General features: G+C 33.4%; 17 protein-coding genes. 3 read left to right on the top strand and 14 right to left on the bottom strand.

Annotation, left to right across the window (positions count from 1 at the left end; genetic code table 11):
* On the top strand, positions 1-663 hold a 663-nt coding region (locus Q0800_RS04680), incomplete at its 5' end, for a DUF748 domain-containing protein (RefSeq protein ID WP_299128017.1).
* Positions 664-794: 131 nt separating this feature from the next.
* On the opposite strand, the gene Q0800_RS04685 is transcribed toward Q0800_RS04680, so the two are convergent.
* The 4 genes from Q0800_RS04685 to Q0800_RS04700 form a co-directional block, all read right to left on the bottom strand.
* Positions 795-1,850, bottom strand: coding sequence for a hypothetical protein (locus Q0800_RS04685; protein WP_299128018.1), 1,056 nt, complete (start codon positions 1,848-1,850; stop codon positions 795-797).
* Between the two features lie 121 nt (positions 1,851-1,971).
* Positions 1,972-2,751 (bottom strand): hypothetical protein, encoded by a 780-nt coding sequence (locus Q0800_RS04690; protein WP_299128019.1) that lies wholly within the window; start codon positions 2,749-2,751, stop codon positions 1,972-1,974.
* Positions 2,738-3,301 (bottom strand): RNA polymerase sigma factor, encoded by a 564-nt coding sequence (locus Q0800_RS04695; protein ID WP_299128020.1) that lies wholly within the window; start codon positions 3,299-3,301, stop codon positions 2,738-2,740. The genes Q0800_RS04690 and Q0800_RS04695 overlap by 14 nt, the downstream gene beginning before the upstream one ends.
* 119 nt (positions 3,302-3,420) lie before the next feature.
* Positions 3,421-4,398 carry a polyprenyl synthetase family protein gene (locus Q0800_RS04700; protein WP_299128021.1) on the bottom strand — a complete coding sequence of 326 codons (978 nt, stop codon included), beginning with the start codon at positions 4,396-4,398 and terminating at the stop codon, positions 3,421-3,423.
* A 137-nt stretch (positions 4,399-4,535) separates the two neighbouring features.
* On the opposite strand from Q0800_RS04700, the gene Q0800_RS04705 reads away from it, so the two are divergent.
* Positions 4,536-5,852, top strand: a complete 1,317-nt coding sequence (locus Q0800_RS04705; protein ID WP_299128022.1) for a T9SS type A sorting domain-containing protein — start codon at positions 4,536-4,538, stop codon at positions 5,850-5,852.
* Positions 5,853-6,021: 169 nt separating this feature from the next.
* Here the strand turns inward: Q0800_RS04705 and rlmN are convergent, their stop codons facing one another.
* The 8 genes from rlmN to rsgA all read right to left on the bottom strand — a co-directional run bounded on the left by rlmN (position 6,022) and on the right by rsgA (position 15,454).
* Positions 6,022-7,065 (bottom strand): 23S rRNA (adenine(2503)-C(2))-methyltransferase RlmN, encoded by a 1,044-nt coding sequence (gene rlmN, locus Q0800_RS04710; RefSeq protein WP_299128023.1) that lies wholly within the window; start codon positions 7,063-7,065, stop codon positions 6,022-6,024.
* Between the two features lie 87 nt (positions 7,066-7,152).
* Entirely contained in the window at positions 7,153-8,202 is a 1,050-nt protein-coding gene (queA, locus tag Q0800_RS04715) for a tRNA preQ1(34) S-adenosylmethionine ribosyltransferase-isomerase QueA (RefSeq protein ID WP_299128024.1), read from the bottom strand.
* Positions 8,203-8,331: 129 nt separating this feature from the next.
* Complete coding sequence (locus Q0800_RS04720; RefSeq protein ID WP_299128025.1) at positions 8,332-9,558, bottom strand: 3-phosphoshikimate 1-carboxyvinyltransferase; 1,227 nt, start codon at positions 9,556-9,558, stop codon at positions 8,332-8,334.
* Positions 9,559-9,590: 32 nt separating this feature from the next.
* On the bottom strand, positions 9,591-9,917 hold the full coding sequence (locus Q0800_RS04725) for a nucleotide pyrophosphohydrolase (RefSeq protein ID WP_299128026.1): 327 nt from the start codon (positions 9,915-9,917) through the stop codon (positions 9,591-9,593).
* A gap of 1 nt (position 9,918) precedes the next feature.
* Entirely contained in the window at positions 9,919-11,943 is a 2,025-nt protein-coding gene (locus tag Q0800_RS04730) for a transglutaminase domain-containing protein (RefSeq protein WP_299128027.1), read from the bottom strand.
* 12 nt (positions 11,944-11,955) lie between these two features.
* Complete coding sequence (locus Q0800_RS04735; RefSeq protein ID WP_299128028.1) at positions 11,956-13,863, bottom strand: DUF3857 domain-containing protein; 1,908 nt, start codon at positions 13,861-13,863, stop codon at positions 11,956-11,958.
* A gap of 97 nt (positions 13,864-13,960) precedes the next feature.
* Positions 13,961-14,413, bottom strand: coding sequence for a D-aminoacyl-tRNA deacylase (dtd, locus tag Q0800_RS04740; protein ID WP_299128029.1), 453 nt, complete (start codon positions 14,411-14,413; stop codon positions 13,961-13,963).
* Positions 14,414-14,500: 87 nt separating this feature from the next.
* A complete protein-coding gene (rsgA, locus tag Q0800_RS04745; RefSeq protein ID WP_299128030.1) occupies positions 14,501-15,454 on the bottom strand; it encodes a ribosome small subunit-dependent GTPase A in 954 nt (317 codons plus the stop codon).
* A gap of 79 nt (positions 15,455-15,533) precedes the next feature.
* Between rsgA and Q0800_RS04750 the strand changes: the two genes are divergently transcribed.
* Positions 15,534-16,175 (top strand): hypothetical protein, encoded by a 642-nt coding sequence (locus Q0800_RS04750; RefSeq protein WP_299128031.1) that lies wholly within the window; start codon positions 15,534-15,536, stop codon positions 16,173-16,175.
* 62 nt (positions 16,176-16,237) lie between these two features.
* Here Q0800_RS04750 and Q0800_RS04755 read toward each other — a convergent pair whose 3' ends face one another.
* Complete coding sequence (locus Q0800_RS04755) at positions 16,238-17,320, bottom strand: bifunctional 3-deoxy-7-phosphoheptulonate synthase/chorismate mutase type II (protein WP_299128032.1); 1,083 nt, start codon at positions 17,318-17,320, stop codon at positions 16,238-16,240.
* Between the two features lie 26 nt (positions 17,321-17,346).
* A complete protein-coding gene (locus tag Q0800_RS04760) occupies positions 17,347-18,198 on the bottom strand; it encodes a prephenate dehydrogenase (RefSeq protein ID WP_299128033.1) in 852 nt (283 codons plus the stop codon).
* Positions 18,199-18,258: the final 60 nt, after the last annotated feature.

Below are 18,258 nucleotides of genomic sequence, written 5' to 3' on the forward strand. Positions count from 1 at the left end.
CCTATTGACGTAAATAATTTTGAAATCCAAAACGGTAAAATTGCATTTATTGAGCTACAAGCAGACCCAACCATAGATTTACATTTTGAAAACTTAGAACTCTATGCCAAAAATTTGCGAAATGTTACCGCAAAAGAAAGAACCCTACCATCTCCCATAAATGCCACAGCTATTTCTGTTGGCAATGGTAATGTATCGCTTAATGGTAATCTAAATCTTATTAAAGACATACCCGATATGAATATTGAGTTTGCTTTAGAAAAAGCTGATGCCAAAGCGCTCAATGATTTTACTAAGCATTACGCTGGTATAGATTTTGAAAGTGGAACTTTTGAGCTCTTTAGCGAAATTGCAATTGCTGATGGTTATCTAAAAGGCTATATGAAGCCATTACTTACAGACTCTAAATTAGTTGGTAAAGATGACGGATTCCTTGGTGTACTATGGGAAGGTTTTGTTGGTTTCTTTAAATTTATTCTAAAAAATCAAAAAACAGATACACTTGCAACCAGAATACCTATTGAAGGTGATCTTAGTAACGTAGAGACCAATATTATACCTACCGTTGCAAATATTTTTGGTAATGCATGGGTAAAGGCATTTAAAGGAGTCATTGATGATGACATTGAGTTTGAAGATGCATTTAGTGATGCTAAGGAATAGAAAAAAGCCTTAGTCTTTTAACTGAGACTAGGCTTTTTAACACTCAAACATTGATTGATGTTCACCTTAAACAATTCAACTTAGGTCAAAATTACATTAAGCTGAATGTAAAGGTTAGTAATTAAAATCTATTAATCCATATCAAAACGAACACCAACGGAAATATTATTTTGGCTTACCTGTTGGTTATTAAATAATGGATTAAGATCGTATTTTAAGTATAAAGCCGTTCCTCCCCAAGCAAGGTAACCACTAAGGCCATAGACTAAATCACTTACTTCAAAATCGCCTTTTTGCTTTTCTTTTTCCCGATCACCATTTTCTTTGTATTTAAGTTTTTGTATGCTGCCTATGTTAAGACCACCATAACCACCTAAGCCTATCTTTAACTTATCTCTTGTGGAATATCTAAAATAATTATCTTTTTCAATTTTTTTAGATGGTCCAAACTCAACATGTACTGGGAATACGAGGTTGGTAGTTCTAAATTTTGCTTTATCCAAATCTAAAGGAAATTCTTGCAAAGACACCTCACCATTATTATTAACAAAGAATTGATTATTCTTTATATCTAACTTATTCCATTGAACGGACAGCCCATATTTAAGTCTCCAAAAGTTAGTATTCTTAAAAATTCTTGTTTTCCATGCATAGCCTAATTCTACAAATCCTGATCCTCCTAACTTATAAGGGGAATCGTTTATACTTTGCCCTTCTATTAAAGCATTATTAAAACCAATACCAAAAACAAAATCTGTAGTTGTACGCCTATCGTACTTTGTATTTCTGGCTTTTATATTAGGACCAATAACCCTAATAAATCCTACATCTATAGTATCTTTTTCTCTTTGCGGAAGACCATTGCGTTTTAGTAAGGCTAATTCAATATCTTGTATAGCTAAACGGTCTTCTATATTTTGAGCACGTCTTTTTGCAGCTTCTTTTTTTAACTTTTCTGCTTCTTCTGCTGTAATTTCTTTAACATCTAAGCGTTTGTTAATTGCTATTATTTCCTCCTTTAAAAGGCGACGTTCTTCAGATTCTATAAGTTCCTTTTTCATTTCAATAAATGCAATTCGCTGTTGCACTCTGGTAATTGTACTATCCGCTTCTTTTTTCTGTGCATTAGCATTATTAAGCATTAAAGCTATAATTGCTAAAACTACTACTCTAGTAATTGTGTTCATAACTGTTCGTTTTTCTTAATGCTGAACTTGTTTCAGCATCTTATGATTATTAATTGATGTTTGTTTTTAGTGTATTATAATTTCTGTTTCTTTTCGAGATTCCTGCCTGCGCAGGAATATGTTAGTTGTTACGCTCAGCAACTGCTGTTTTTACAGTTTCGTAACTAGTCTTTAGAGCATCAAATACTCTACTTCTAAAGGATTGTCCCATGTCTTCCTCTACTTTTTGCAGCAAAGCCTCTGCATTTACAGTTCTACTGGTTTCAGTTTGTAATTTCAACTTAAAAAGTTCTTTGTTTGCTAATTTTAATAAGGAATCTACTTCCCTATCCGTTACGGCTTTATTTTCTGACTTAAACTCTTTAACCGCTTGGGCAATAGCTGTCTTAATACTTTCTGATTGATTTATTAGACTTTGTTGTTGCTCTATTTCATTTGGCTGCTTAAGTCTTGTCTTTGGGGTTTTATTTATTTCTACTAATTGATTTTCAACTTTTGGATTTTGCTTAGTTACCGATTTATATTTAATAATTTCTGGTTGTTCAGCAGCAGGTTTAGTATTATTTTCAGTCTTAATATATTGATTTTCAATACCAAATTCTGTGATTTGAGTTTTATTATCATTAGGTTCTATTGGATTAATAGTGTCTTCTTTAGTGTCCTCTTCAACCAAAATAGGATCGCTATTCTTTGTATCCTTTGAGGAAAATGTTTGTACTGCAACAGCTACCATAATAATAAGTCCGGCTGCAATGCTCATCCACCAAAACCACGGGTTTTTGGTTTTCTTTTCCTCCGCATCTAAGCGTTCGGACAGTTTTGCCCAACTCGCTTCGGACGGCTCTAAGCTTCGCTTTTCGAGCTTATCTTTTAATTGTTCTTCAAATTTAATTGGTGCCATAACTGTTGTTATTTAATTCTTTTAATTTCTTCTGAAGCATTTGTCGCGCCTTAAATAATTGCGACTTTGAGGTTCCTTCAGAGATCTTTAATAATTCTGCAATTTCATTGTGTTTATAGCCTTCAATAGCATACATTACAAAAACCATTCTGTAACCTTCGGGCAAACTATCGATCAGTTGTTGAATTTCTGCAACTTCTATATTCGTCTTAATATTATTTGAATAATCATGTTCTAAATAGTCATCTTCAGCCGCAAACTCTATACGCTTTTTCTGTCTTAAATATGAGATTGCCTCTCTTACCATAATGCGTCGTACCCAACCTTCAAAACTACCTTCATTTTTAAATGTCTTTAGATACTTAAACACTTTAAAAAAACCGTTAAGCATTACTTCTTCTGCCTGTTGTACATCTTTAATGTAATACCTACAGACACTCATCATTTTTGGCGCGTGTAACGTATACAATACATGCTGTGCCTCACGATTATGTTTCGCTGCTCTTTGTATAAGTTTAGTCTCGTTTTTATGAAGTTGTATAACTTTCATAGTATTGATTGTAGTTGGCTTCTATTTATAAAGATGCCAATTATTTAGAAAGGGTTGCTTTGAGGATGAAAAATATTTTCAGAAAAAACTTAAGGTGCTGACTTTAAGTGCTTTAATTTCTATTTTTTTCTGTCAATAACGTAATCTACCATAATTTTTAGTGAAGTTTTATATGGTGATTGAGGATAGTTATCTAATAAATTAAGTGCTTCTTTTTGAAAGGTTTTCATTTTTGAAATGGCATAATCTAAACCTTTATTGGCTTTTACAAAAGCTATGACTTCCTTAACTCGTTTTTTATCCTTGTTATAATTTTTGACAGAATTAATAAGCCATGACTTTTCTTTTTTAGTACAATTGTTAAGCACGTAAATTAAAGGCAAGGTCATTTTTTGCTCTTTAATATCTATGCCTGTGGGTTTGCCTATGGCTTCTTCACCATAATCAAATAAATCATCTTTTATTTGAAATGCCATACCGATGAGTTCGCCGAATTTACGCATTAGTTCCACTTCTTGGGAATTTGGCTTTACGGAAGCTGCTCCTAGGCTACAGCATGCCGCAATAAGTGTCGCTGTTTTTTGCCTTATGATGTCGTAATAGACCTCTTCTGTAATATCGAGTTGTCTTGCTTTTTCAATTTGAAGCAATTCACCCTCACTCATTTCTCTTACGGCAACTGATATAATTTTTAGTAAATCAAAGTCATTATTATCTATGGAGAGTAAAAGTCCTTTAGAGAGTAAATAATCACCGATGAGTACGGCAATCTTATTTTTCCAAAGTGCATTAATAGAGAAAAAACCGCGTCGTCTATTACTATCGTCCACAACATCATCGTGTACTAGTGTTGCTGTATGTATTAACTCAATAACCGACGCTCCTCTGTAGGTGCGTTCGCTAACCTGCCCATTGTTAAGCATTTTAGCAACCAAAAATACAAACATAGGGCGCATTTGCTTACCCTTACGGTTTACAATATAATGTGTTATTCGGTTAAGTAAGGCAACCTGACTCGACATTGATAAACGAAACTTTTGCTCAAAAAGTTCCATTTCATAAGCGATTGGTTGTTTTATTTGTTCGGTGATTTTCATTTTTATATAATGAATTCTACAAAATTACGAATTAATACCTCCACATATTCTTATAATTAGAATTTTAGTCGTTTAACCTATCATGTATATAATTTATTTGTAACTTTCAAACGATTAATCTATTAAACTAAAATTTTATGAAAAAAATTACTTTTTTATTATGTACACTATTTGTCTTTAGCTTATATAGCAATGGGCAAAATACGTGCTCTACTTCAACACCAATAACTCCGGGCACAATCAGTGTACCTGCTTTAAACGGTGGTGAAGTTCCATTACCAGAATGTGCTGCTAATGCTAATGGGACGAGAACGGCTGGCGTTTGGTATTCCTTTACCGCTTCTGTAGATGGTACTGCCAATGTTACATCCGATTTACCAGCAAATGTTGCACCAAATAGTGATGATACTCGTGTTCACATTTATTCTGGTGATTGTACCTTATTAACATGTATAGGTGGAAATGATGATGTTAGTGGTGCTAATTTTTTATCTGATGCTTCATTCCCTGTAACTAACGGTACCACGTATTTAATTGCTTGGGATGATCGATGGAATGCTGCAGGTTTTGATTTTGTGTTATCCGAAACTTCGTGTTTAGCAACAACTGCTCCTGGTGCGGTAACAACACCAACACCAGTGGACGGCGCCACTGGTGTTGCTATAGAAGCTGGTGATGGTGTTGCCTTTTCTTGGGTAGAAGATACTACAGGTGATGTAGCCGAGAGTTTCACAATTAGTATAGGCTTAACAGCAACTGGTGACGATATTGGATCATTGGCCGATGTTGAAAGTGGAGATGTTATTACTTTTGGTGCTGCTAATAACACAACTTACTTTTGGAAAATCGACGCCGTTAACTGTTTTGGAACAACTTCTAGTGCAGTGTGGAGTTTTACTACTGAAGATTGTGTTGACACTGCACCACCTGCATGTGTTACAGTTTTTTCACCTGTAGACAATGAAGCTTCTGCTCAACTTGGTACTGGCGGTGCAATAACTTTTACATGGGATGATGTTCCTACAGCTACAAGTTATGAGATGTTTATTAATGGATTCTCTCAAGGCACGCGTGCATCTGGTATTACATTTACTGGTTTTGAAGTTAACACTTCCTACACTTGGTCCTTAATTCCTTCTAATTGTTTTGGTGCCGCAACTGGTTGTCCAACTTGGAATTTTACTACTAGTAGTACAATTTTAAATGTTAATGAATTTGATTTAAACTCAATTCGTCACTACTATAATAACACTACCAAGGAGTTAACTTTAGAATCTGAAACTAGCACTTTTACTAACGTAAACTTATATAACATTTTAGGCCAAGAAGTTTTCACTAAACAGTTATCGCAAAACAATGAGATTCTTAGTCTGAGCTCTTTAAATGATGGTATCTATATCGCTAAAATTAGCATTGGATCTAAATCTAAAACAATTAAATTCGTTAAAAATTAAATTTTAGATTTTCTCTGTTAAGAGATCTTCTGAAGCATTGATATTATAGCGAACTGTCACACCTTAAGACATAGGAAGAGTGTAGTCAAAATTATTTAAAAATTAATTTTTTAGATTTTTTTAACTACGCTCAAAGTGACAGAATCGATTGTTTTTCTAAGCAAAATTACTATTGGCCTTTATTAGCCAACTGACCGCAAGCGGCGTCAATATCCTTTCCGCGACTTCGTCTCACGGTAACAGTAATATTATTTGCTTCTAAAATATTTATATACATATCTAGAGCCTTAGAATCTGCTTGTTGAAATTCTCCATCATCAATTGGATTATACTCTATAAGATTTACCTTACTTGGTGCAAACGTGCAAAATTCTACTAAGGCATCAACATCCTTTCGTTTATCATTAATACCATCCCAAACCACATACTCATAGGTAATGCGGTTCTTTGTTTTAGAATACCAATATTGTAAAGCGTCTCGTAAATCACTCAATGGAAAGGTGGCATTAAATGGCATTATAGAGGTTCTTACTTCATCTATAGCAGAATGTAGAGATACCGCTAGCTTAAACTTAACGGCATCATCCGCCATTTTTTTAATCATTTTGGGCACTCCAGAGGTAGAAACTACAATGCGTTTTGGAGACATGCCCAAACCTTCGGGTGATGTAATCTTATCTATAGCTTTAAGTACGTTATTATAATTCATCAGTGGTTCTCCCATACCCATAAAAACAATATTACTTAATGGTCTATTGTGGTATAAACGACTTTCATTATCAATGGCTACAACCTGATCGTATATTTCATCAGGATTGAGGTTACGCATACGTTTTAATTGTGCTGTGGCACAGAATTTACAGTCTAAACTACAGCCAACCTGAGAAGATACGCAAGCTGTAGTACGTGTTGCTGTTGGAATTAGAACAGACTCTACAATTAAATCATCATGCAAACGTACTGCGTTCTTTATTGTTCCGTCTGCACTTCGTTGCATCTGGTCTACTTTAATATGATTGATTACAAAGTTATCTTGCAACATTTGGCGTGTTTCTAAAGATATGTTGGTCATATCCTCAAAACTATGAGCCGATTTTTGCCATAACCATTCATACACCTGATTACCTCGAAACGCTTTATCTCCTTGTTTTAGAAAGAATTCTCTAAGCTGTTCTTTGGTAAGGGCACGTATGTCTTTCTTTTTAGTTTCCATATCGTTGCAAAGTTACTTAAATGAAGTGTATAACCTAAGCATAAAAAAAGCCTCAATTAAGAGGCTCATTTACTTTTGTTTTTTTAATTATATAATAAGCATGGCGTCACCATAAGAATAAAATTTATATTTTTCTTTTACAGCTTGGTCGTAAGCTTCCTTCATAAAATCATGACCTGCGAACGCAGAAACCATCATTAATAACGTTGATTTTGGTGTATGAAAATTTGTTATCATACAATTGGCTATACTAAAATCGTATGGTGGAAAAATAAACTTATTAGTCCACCCATCATATTCATTTAAGCGTCCATTGGAGGATACTGAGCTTTCTATAGTTCGCATTGAGGTTGTACCTACGGCACAAACGCGTCTTTTATTTTCAATACCTCTATTAACAATATTAGCCGCTTGTTGAGATATTACGATTTCCTCACTATCCATTTTATGTTTAGATAAATCCTCCACTTCTACAGGATTAAAGGTTCCTAAACCAACATGAAGCGTTACTTCTGCCATTTCAACACCCTTAATCTCTAATCTTTTTAAAAGATGTTTTGAAAAGTGTAAACCTGCCGTTGGTGCAGCCACTGCTCCTTCGTTTTTTGCAAAAATAGTTTGGTAACGTTCCTCATCTTCTGGCTCTACGTCTCTTTTTATATATTTTGGTAATGGTGTTTCGCCGAGCTCAGTTAATTTTCTTCTAAAATCACTGTAAGATCCGTCGTAAAGAAAACGTAGTGTTCTACCTCTAGATGTTGTATTATATATAACCTCAGCTACTAAGGTTTCATCATCTCCAAAATATAATTTGTTTCCAATTCTTATCTTACGAGCAGGATCTACCAATACATCCCATAAACGTTGATCTTGATTTAATTCTCTTAGTAAGAATACTTCAATTCTGGCACCTGTTTTTTCTTTATTACCAAATAGTCTGGCAGGAAATACTTTGGTGTTGTTTAAGATCATCACATCTCCTTCATCAAAGTAATCTATTACATCTTTAAAAAGTTTATGCTCAATAGTTTGATTTTCTCTATTAAGAACCATTAATCTTGATTCATCTCTGTGTTCTGCTGGATGTTCTGCTAATAATTCTTCAGGAAGGTCAAAATTAAAATGTGATAATTTCATTTGTATGTATTTGTTGATTTATTTATTCTACACGGGCAGACATTAAATAATTATAGTCTTACGCCGCAGAATATATTCGAAGTTGCAAATATACAATCTCAACATAGGCCTTGTCAAGTAATTAATTGTTTATTTTATTTTGAATCCTATTTGCTTTAAATCTGACCAAAACTCTGGGTAGGATTTACTAACGACATCTGCATCCTTAATAAATAATGATGTTTTTAAGCCTAAAGGAGCAAATGCCATAGCCATTCTATGATCATTATAAGTGGCTATTGTGCTATCTGCATTTATTGTATTTGAAGATTTTAGGTGCAATGTGTCTTCTGTAATTATGATCTCAGCGCCAAGCTTATTAAGTTCTGTTTTTAATGCCATTAACCTATCGGTCTCTTTTATTTTTAAGGTGTGAAGCCCTGTTAAGTAACATTCTAAACCTAATCCAAATGAGGTTACGGCTATAGTTTGTGCTATATCTGGTGCATTGCTCAATTCTAAATCTATACGATCCGTAGATTCTATACGTTCTACCTTTTTTAATCTTATGGTATTGGACTGATATGTTGTTGTAACGCCAAACTGCTCATAGATATTAGCTAATACAGAATCCCCTTGTAAAGAGGTCTCCTTGTAAGATGTTAACTCCACTGCTGTATCATCATCACTTAAGGCTATGATACTATACCAGTACGAAGCCGAAGACCAGTCTGACTCCACTACTAAATTTTGCGTTTGTAAATTTTTAGTTAACGGTTGTACGGAGATTGTATTGCCCTTAAAGCTGGTAACTATACCTATTGAATTCAAAAGGCTTAAGGTCATTTTTATATAAGGCACCGATGTAATTTTACCCTCTAATACCAATTCTATGCCGTTTTTAAGCTTTGAAGCAATTAGTAATAATGCCGAAATATATTGACTACTTATATTAGCCTTTAGGTTAACTTTAGATTGGGTTAGGTTCTTACCTTTTATCTTTAGAGGTGGGAAACCTTCATTTTCTAAGTAATCAATTTCTGCTCCTAAAGCCCTTAATGCATCTACTAAAATGCCTATTGGTCTTTCTTTCATTCTGGCAGAACCAGTTAGTGTTACTTCCCTGCCATCTTGTGTAGCATAAAAAGCCGTTAAAAAACGCATGGCTGTGCCTGCATGATGAATATCAATAAGTGTTTCCTTTGATGCTAATGCCTTTTGCATTAATACAGAGTCGTCTGAATTTGAAATATTCTCAATACTAATGTCTGGGTAAAGTGCCTTTAAAAGTAATAGTCTATTAGATTCGCTTTTTGAACCCGTAATTGCTACTGTATTTTTGCTACTAACCGTTGATTTAAGAATTTGTATATCCATAAAAAAATGCCCACATTTACGTGGGCATAAAATTACTTTAATTTATCGTTATTATGATGCCTATTGTGGTCTCGTTTTGTTTTTTTATCTAATTTTTTATCAAATGCCTGCTGAAGATCTATACCTGTTTGGTTAGCTAAACATAAAACAACAAATACTACATCTGCCAATTCCTCACCGAGATCTTTGTCCTTATCACTGTCTTTTTCACTTTGTTCGCCATATCGTCTGGCTATTATACGAGCAACCTCTCCAACTTCTTCTGTTAATTGAGCCATGTTTGTGAGTTCGTTAAAATAACGCACTCCGTGTGCTTTAATCCATTTATCTACCGCTTTTTGGGCGTTTTTTAATTCCATATTACAACTTCTTAAGAACAATCTGTTCCGTTTGCTTTTCTACAACACCATTAAAAAAATTCTTGAAACTTTCGTAATCTTCTGGCTGAATAAGAGAACTGCTAATATCAAACTCTATATTAAATTGTAAAAAATTACCATTCTCTCTGGCAACATATTCAAATTTTGACCCACCATTCTTAAAATCCATAATGGCACTTTTTGGGAGAGACTCAACGACATAACCCTCTGGTAACATAATGTTGACTAAATATTTTGTCTTTATCGGATAGGTAAAATCTATAGGATACTCTCGTTTTTCTAATTTAAATGGATTCTCTTCTAAGGTATAAAATAGTAAAGGTGAAAAATATAAATTGCCACCTATATCGTCTATAACGTCAGAAGCTTCGTAATCATAAGTAATCATTACAGGTTTTGAAATATTGTCGTCATTTTTAAAATCTAAGTTTATTATTTCAACGTCGCCTTTATTCTTTTCTAGTCTTTTAATGTGTGCTTCGTTACTTAATTTGGCATAGTTTTTACGATAATTTAGAGCTCTATGTTCTGTAATACTCTGCCTTACTTTACCTTCAACACTAAAATCGTCAAGTATTTTAATATTTAAAGACGTTGTCTCACTAGATTTTGCGTTGGGTCTTAGAGATATCCAAGATGAATTTCCATTATCTCTTAAAACGCGCCCTTGCCAATTTAAAGTTCTTTGTGGTAAAATATTGACCGTACTATAATTTTCTGTTGCGTCTAAAAGCACGTAGCTATCTTCATTTTCTACCATACAAATAACATAATTAAACCCTTTTCTGGTAGGATATATTGGAATTCCATTATTCCTGGTACTCACTAATACAGGATTAGCATTAACTTCCTTAGATCTTAACATTGCTATAAGTAGTAGATTAATATCAGCAACATTACCTTCTCCTTGTTCGTAAGCTTTTTTTGTTCCTTTCATGGTCATAAACCCATTAATACCATTCCATTTTACTTTACGCTTTACATAGTTTTGTAAACGTAATGCTTTTTGAAAATCATTATCCTCTTCTGAAGTAATATCCGCTATATCTTTTTTAAAAAAAACCGAACGCGAAAGTTGATTACCAAAATCTGAATCTGCCATGATACTTCTTGAGACCTGATCCCAATTATTAGAAAAAGATTTCTCTATTGCGCCATAAGAATTTAAGATAGCAGAGAGCTCCATAGTTAATAAAGCCCTGTAATTATTAACACTACCAGCATATGCTTCAACTTTTAAAGCTGGGATATCTGTTTCGTGAGACTCTAAAATATTTTCTTGATAGTTAAAGGCCTTTCTACTATAATCATTTCCACCAGTTGTAAGATCATCAGATCTACTTTGAGTTTTTGATGTATATGTAGCTTTATTATTAATTATAGATTTTGTAATGTTTGGGTAATAAAAAGCTCTTGGGTTAACGCTGTGATTATACATATAGTATTCTGGAGTTCTTACCTTTAAATCGAACTTATCTATAGGTATATTATATTGAAAAATAATATCATCAATAGCCAAAAATGGTGATGTTATTTTATAACTATATTCAATAACACAACCCTCTTTGATGTTAGGCATGGTGATAGTATTAATATCGGTAAACTCATTAAAATTTTCTTTAAAAATCCCATCCTTTTTTAGCTTCTCCTTTTCGACTTTACCACCCACTAAATTGTAGGTGTTTGCTTTTAGATCAGAGATTTTTTCTTTACTACCAGATGTACCACCTTTGTACAAATAGACCTTCTTTGTAGCCCAATCAAATCCTTCTTTATTATATATTTTGATGCGTTCATGAATAATTCTATGCTGCACAAAACCATCAGTCTGGGTATAAACAAAATATATATCTTCACTTTTATAAAGTACTGTAGCATTTGCTGATGTATCTTTTACATGGGCTTTTTTCTGTAGCTCTTCTTTGGATACTTTCCCGAATTTAAAATTTTGTGCGTTACAGAAACAAACTAAAAAAATAAGTGCGATGGTTAATCGTTTTTTCATATTAGGTGCGATTTAGTTAGCTTGTACAAGTGCAATTTTTGTTTTATCAAATCTTACAATAGTTTTCATAAAATCTCTAAAGGATTTATATTCCGACTTATCATATGTTCCTTTATTGAGAATGTAATTCCTTGTATATTTAATTTTAGTGTCATCCAATTTTTCTATTTTATAAAAATAAGATCCAAATTTGGTGTCTAGACTTTCCCCATCTGACATTGCTTCAATTTTTAAATTATTAGAAAACTCAATTATAAATTCGTCTACATCTTTAAAAGATCTTTCTATTTCGAAATCTAATTTTCTATTAGGGTAACGTTGAGGAATATTAGTTACTTTATTAAACATATTAGGCTGTAATATTAATCTACTGCCACTTTGCGATGCATATTTTTTAGCGGATAATTTTACGTTTTCATTAAAAATTACATTATCCCTATCGTCTACCACATTAATATTATCTATTTCTAGGTTATTAATATTATCCCAATATTCTTTGTAGTATAGCTTTTGATCTCTGAGTGGTTGTCTTTGTACTCCTTCGTGTTTATTATACTGATAACCCGTTGACATTACATCTACCTCTGCAAAAATGGTACCTGCGTCATTGATAGATACTAACGCATTTGTTTTTTGCGTACTATCATTTGCATCGTAGTTCTTGGTATGAACAATTTCACCTCCATCTGGTTTTATTAGTAGTACATCTCTATCATCTGTAAAACCTGCGGTAAAGCCAAATGGGTTAGTTTGGCTTGTACATTCTAAAAAGACATTTTCTTCTCCATTAGGTACACATAATATAACATGATTACCTTCTGTAACCGAAAAATCTTCGTCCATACTTTTAATAGCTTCGCCTCCATAAACCACTGTATAATATGACGGTACACCCACAGCTTCTAGCAGCGCTTTTGTGTAATTAGAAAGCCCTTTACAATCTCCATAACCTAAACGATCTACTTCTTCTGCAGCTATAGGTTTCCATCCACCAATACCTACTTGTACACTAATATATCTTGTTTTTTCCTGTAAGTAATTATAAACAATTTTTGCGCGTTCAATCTTATCCTCAACACCAGAAGTTAACCGTTTTACTTCGCTAATACTATGTTCTGGCAACTCATCTGTTCCCATTAAAAGTTTATCGTACATCCATTTCCCAAAATCTTTCCAATTATTATTAACGCCTTGCACGCCTTCCATATTAAAATTTGTCATAGCAACCTTGAGTAATGGAGTTACCTCTGATAAAGGCGGACAGTAGGCTTCATATTTTACAGCTCCTGCGTTTTTAATTGTATAGTAATTATTAGTAATTTCTTCTATGGGGAAATTATACGTATTTATAAGTTTTTTTCTTAAGTCAATTGACGAGTTGTTAATAATTCTGTACTCTGAATATTGTACTCCAAGATAATAACCATAAATAGGTCGCCACTTTGGTACAAATGCAGTACTTTTATATTTTACCTCAGAAATATATTCTATACTATACGGATAACTTATGGGTTTATATTCGTAATATTTTAAACGGTTATCTGAATAAAGTGTACCACCGCTCACTGCGCTTTGGTCCGAGAAATCCTTCTCCTTAATTTCTTTAATTTCTTTTCCTAGCGCATTAAAGATTTTAATTTTTAACGTTTTGATTGATGTATTCTTATCATAGAATTCCACAGCATTAACATGCCTGTCACCGTAATCGTTATAAACGGTAACTAAACGCTTGGTCTTTACCGTCATATCATCATAATCGTTAATTTCTACAACTTTACTTTCATAACGAACGATAGCATTAGCGTTAGTTTTTAATTCGGCAGGTACTAATAGAGCCACATAATCTTCGTCTGATTGAGAATAGGAGAAAAACAAGCTATAGAAGAGTAAGCCTGAAAAAAATAGTTTCTGGGACAACATAAAATTGATTAGTTAGGTGCCTCAATATAATAATGATAGCTATTATTCCAAAATGTTTTTATAATTTTTGGTTTTTATATACTAAATTATAGCTTAACTACACTCTGTCTTTAGAATCTATAACTATAGTCACTGGCCCGTCATTTATAAGGTTTACCTTCATATCCGCTCCAAACTCGCCCGTTTGTATGGGTTTTCCTAAATCATTTTGAAGTTGAGCAATAAAGTTTTCATACAACGGTATGGCAATATTTGGCTTGGCAGCTTTTATATAGCTAGGACGATTTCCCTTTTTAGTACTGGCATGTAATGTAAATTGGCTGACTAAAATTACATCACCATTATTGTCTGTGATTGATGTATTCATTACATTTTTATCGTCTGGGAAAATGCGAAGATTCGTGATTTTGTTGCACAACCAATTAATATCCTCTTGGGTATCTTCATTTACAATGCCTAATAGCACGAGAAGACCTGTTTTAATGGATGCAACTTCTTTTTTATTTATAATAACAGAAGCTTCTGAAACCCTTTGGATCACTACTTTCATACTACTTTATTAATCTTACTAATTTTAGACCTATAAGGTTTTTAAAACCTTGCAGGTTCACTATTGCATACTAAGAATGCTCACTATTTACTGAATTTCGTCCCAATTATCAGTTCTATAATGCTCGTCTTCTCCCTCTAAAATCTGAAGATAACTTCTGTACCTAGAATACGAGACTTCATCATTTTCTAGGGCTTCCTTAATGGCACATTTTGGCTCTTTTAAATGCAAACAATTATTGAATTTACAATTTTGCTTAAGAGCAAAAAATTCAGGGAAATAATCTCCAACTTCTTCCTTTTCCATATCCACAACACCAAAACCTTTAATACCTGGTGTATCTATGATTTTAGCATCAAAACTTAAATCGAACATCTCTGCAAAGGTGGTTGTATGTTGGCCTTGCATGTGCTGCTCAGAAATTGCTTTAGTTTTTAAATCTAAGGATGGTTCAATAGCATTTACTAAGGTAGATTTACCAACACCAGAATGCCCTGCAAACATACTCACCTTACCAACCATTAAACCTTTTACTTTCTCTATATTTTGACCTGTTTTAGCAGAAATTTCAATACATTGGTACCCAATCTTACTGTAGATACTGGCCATATACTTTACCTCTAAGAGGGTTTCGCTATCGTAAGCGTCTATTTTATTAAATAACAGAATTGTTTTTATAGAGTAGGCTTCTGCAGTTACCAAAAAACGATCTATAAAACTTGTAAACGTAGGTGGATTATCTATAGTAACCAAAAGAAAAACCTGATCTATATTAGACGCAATAATATGGGTTTGTTTAGATAAGTTTACAGATTTGCGGACGATGTAATTTTTTCGTTCTTCAATTCTGTTAATGACTCCGGTCTCAGAATTGTTTTTAGTTTCGAGTTCAAATTCTACTTGGTCTCCAACAGCAATAGGATTGGTACTTTTAATACCTTGTAATCTAAATTTACCCTTAATACGGCACTCGTAGATTTTACCGTTTAGGGTTTTTACGGTGTACCAACTTCCGGTAGATTTGTATACGGTTCCTGTCATTCAAATAAATATCTTCACAAATTAACAACATTTAAATAAATATTTTTACTTTGGTCTCACAAATCAAAACTTAACTACAATGAAAAAAATTTTACTATTAGCTATTTTTTCACTTAGCACATTTACAATTTTAGGACAAACAAATCTATTTCAACATGAAGATTTTGAGAATCTTACCAAAGATCATAAAAAAATAGCTATTGTTCCTTTTAAAACAACCGTAAAGCTTAGACCTCGAAAAATGAAAGAACTTAAAGAAGGGGATTTAGAAAAAATTGAAAAAGCGGAAGGCATTGGACTGCAAGTAGCTATGCATTCTTGGTTCTTAAAAAGAAGAAAACGCGGTACTATGGAAGTGGATGTCCAGGACCCTAAACGAACAAATGCAATTTTAAAGAAGTCAGATATAAGCTATGAAAATATTGAAGACCAATTACCCGAAGATTTAGCAAAGCTTTTAGATGTTGATGCTGTTATTTCAGGAACATTTGAAACCGACAAGCCAATGTCAGATGGTGCATCAATAGCTCTAGGTGTAGTTTTTGGCTTTTTTGGCAATACAAATAGCGCCACTATTAACATGAGTATTCATAATGGTAGTGATGCTGAATTATTATGGAATTATAATAAAAAAGTGAGAGGAAGCATCGGTAGTGATTCTGATGATTTAGTAAATATATTAATGAGAAAAGCGTCTAGAAGACTTGGATATACTGATTAATAAAAAAATAAGATAATAAAAAGGCTCGCAACGTGCGAGCCTTTTTTAATTTAGATATAATGTTAGTGTTTAATAATCTTCTCTTGATGATTAATAGATTCTTGGTGAATGGCCTTAAACATGCGTAAAATAAATTCTTCACTTAGTCCTTTTTCCTCACCTTCTAGTACCATTTTACCTAGGATTTCATTCCAACGTTTAGACTGTAAAACAGAAACATTCTTTTTCTTTTTTAATGCACCTATACCGTCTGCTACCTTCATACGCTTTCCTAATAAATCAATAATCTGGTTATCTACAACATCAATCTGAGCTCTTAGTGTATTTAATTCTGAGTTATATTCTGCCTCTGGATCAGATTCTTTTCTAATCTTAAGGTCTTTCATAATCTGAACCAAAGTACTTGGTGTTACTTGCTGTGCCGCATCACTCCAAGCATTGTCAGGGTCTGTGTGCGTTTCTATCATTAAACCATCGAAATTAAGGTCTAACGCGGTCTGAGATACATCAAAAATCATATCTCGTTTTCCTGTAATGTGAGATGGATCGTTGATTAATGGTAAATCTGGGAACTTATTTTGAAACTCAATAGCCAATTGCCATTCTGGTATATTTCTATATTTAGATTTTTCGTAAGTAGAGAACCCTCTATGGATAGCTCCTAAATTTTTAATACCGGCCGTATATAATCTCTCTATACCACCTAACCATAATGCTAAATCTGGATTTACGGGATTTTTTACCAATACAATCTTATCGGTTCCTTGCAAGGCATCTGCCAACTCTTGCATTATAAAAGGACTCACCGTAGAACGTGCACCAATCCAAAGTAAATCTACATCATGTTCTAAAGCTAATTCTACATGGTTTCTGTTAGCAACTTCGGTAGCTGTTTTTAAACCTGTTTCTTTTTTTACTTTTTGCAACCATTTTAAACCTAGTGCTCCAACACCCTCAAAATTACCTGGGCGCGTTCTTGGTTTCCAAATACCAGCCCTGTAATAATTAACGTCTGTATCTTTTAGATCATGTGCTATTTTTAATACCTGCTCTTCTGTTTCTGCACTACATGGCCCTGCTATTACTAGTGGATGATTTAGTTTCATATCATCCAACCATGTTCTCATTTCTTTTTTGTTTTCCATTTTGCTTATTAATATGTGTGTAAGTGTTATTGTATTCCGTTTAGAATGTCTTTTATATGATTTGTTTTTTGCATTTCATTATAAACCGCTTCAAAATCTTCATTCTCCATAAGCTGTTTAAAGTGTTTTAGATTGTTTATATACTCATTTAGAGTTTCTATAACATTGGTTTTGTTTTGTTTAAATATGGGTGTCCACATTGCTGGCGAACTTTTTGCTAATCGTACGGTACTTTCAAATCCACTGCCAGCCATGTCAAAAATATCGCGTTCATTTTTTTCTTTATCTATGACGGTCTTACCTAACATAAATGAACTGATATGCGATAAATGCGACACGTAAGCAATGTGCTTATCGTGGGCTTTAGGATTCATATAACGAATACGCATACCCAAATCTGAAAACAACTTTAAGGCTTTTTCCTGAAGCTTAAATGCGGTTTCTTCTACCTCACAAATAATATTGGTTTTATTTTTATACAAACCATGAATTGCGGCATTTGGTCCAGAGTGTTCCGTACCTGCAATTGGGTGTGCGGCCAAAAAGTTTCGCCGTTTTGGATGATGCTTTACTTTTAAGCAGATATCTACTTTTGTGGATCCTGCATCAAAAACAATGGCTTTATCAGAAATCTCATCTAACACCTTAGGTAATACATCTAAAGTAGCATCAACAGGTACGGTTACTATAACTACATCTGCCTTTTCTAAATCCTCAATTTTTGCTTTTTTGTCAATAACACCAAGGGATAAAGCTTCGTCTAAATAGGCGTCATTTTTATCGATACCATAAATAGTAGCCTCAGGATTGTGCTTTTTAATATCTAAAGCAAAACTTCCGCCAATTAACCCAACTCCTATGACAAAAACAGTATTCATATATCTATCCCTTTCAAATTGAAAAGGGAACTTATTTCTTGTTTAACTACGCTTTTATTG

Origin of the sequence: uncultured Winogradskyella sp., assembly GCF_937958655.1 — a bacterium.
GTDB lineage: Bacteria > Bacteroidota > Bacteroidia > Flavobacteriales > Flavobacteriaceae > Winogradskyella.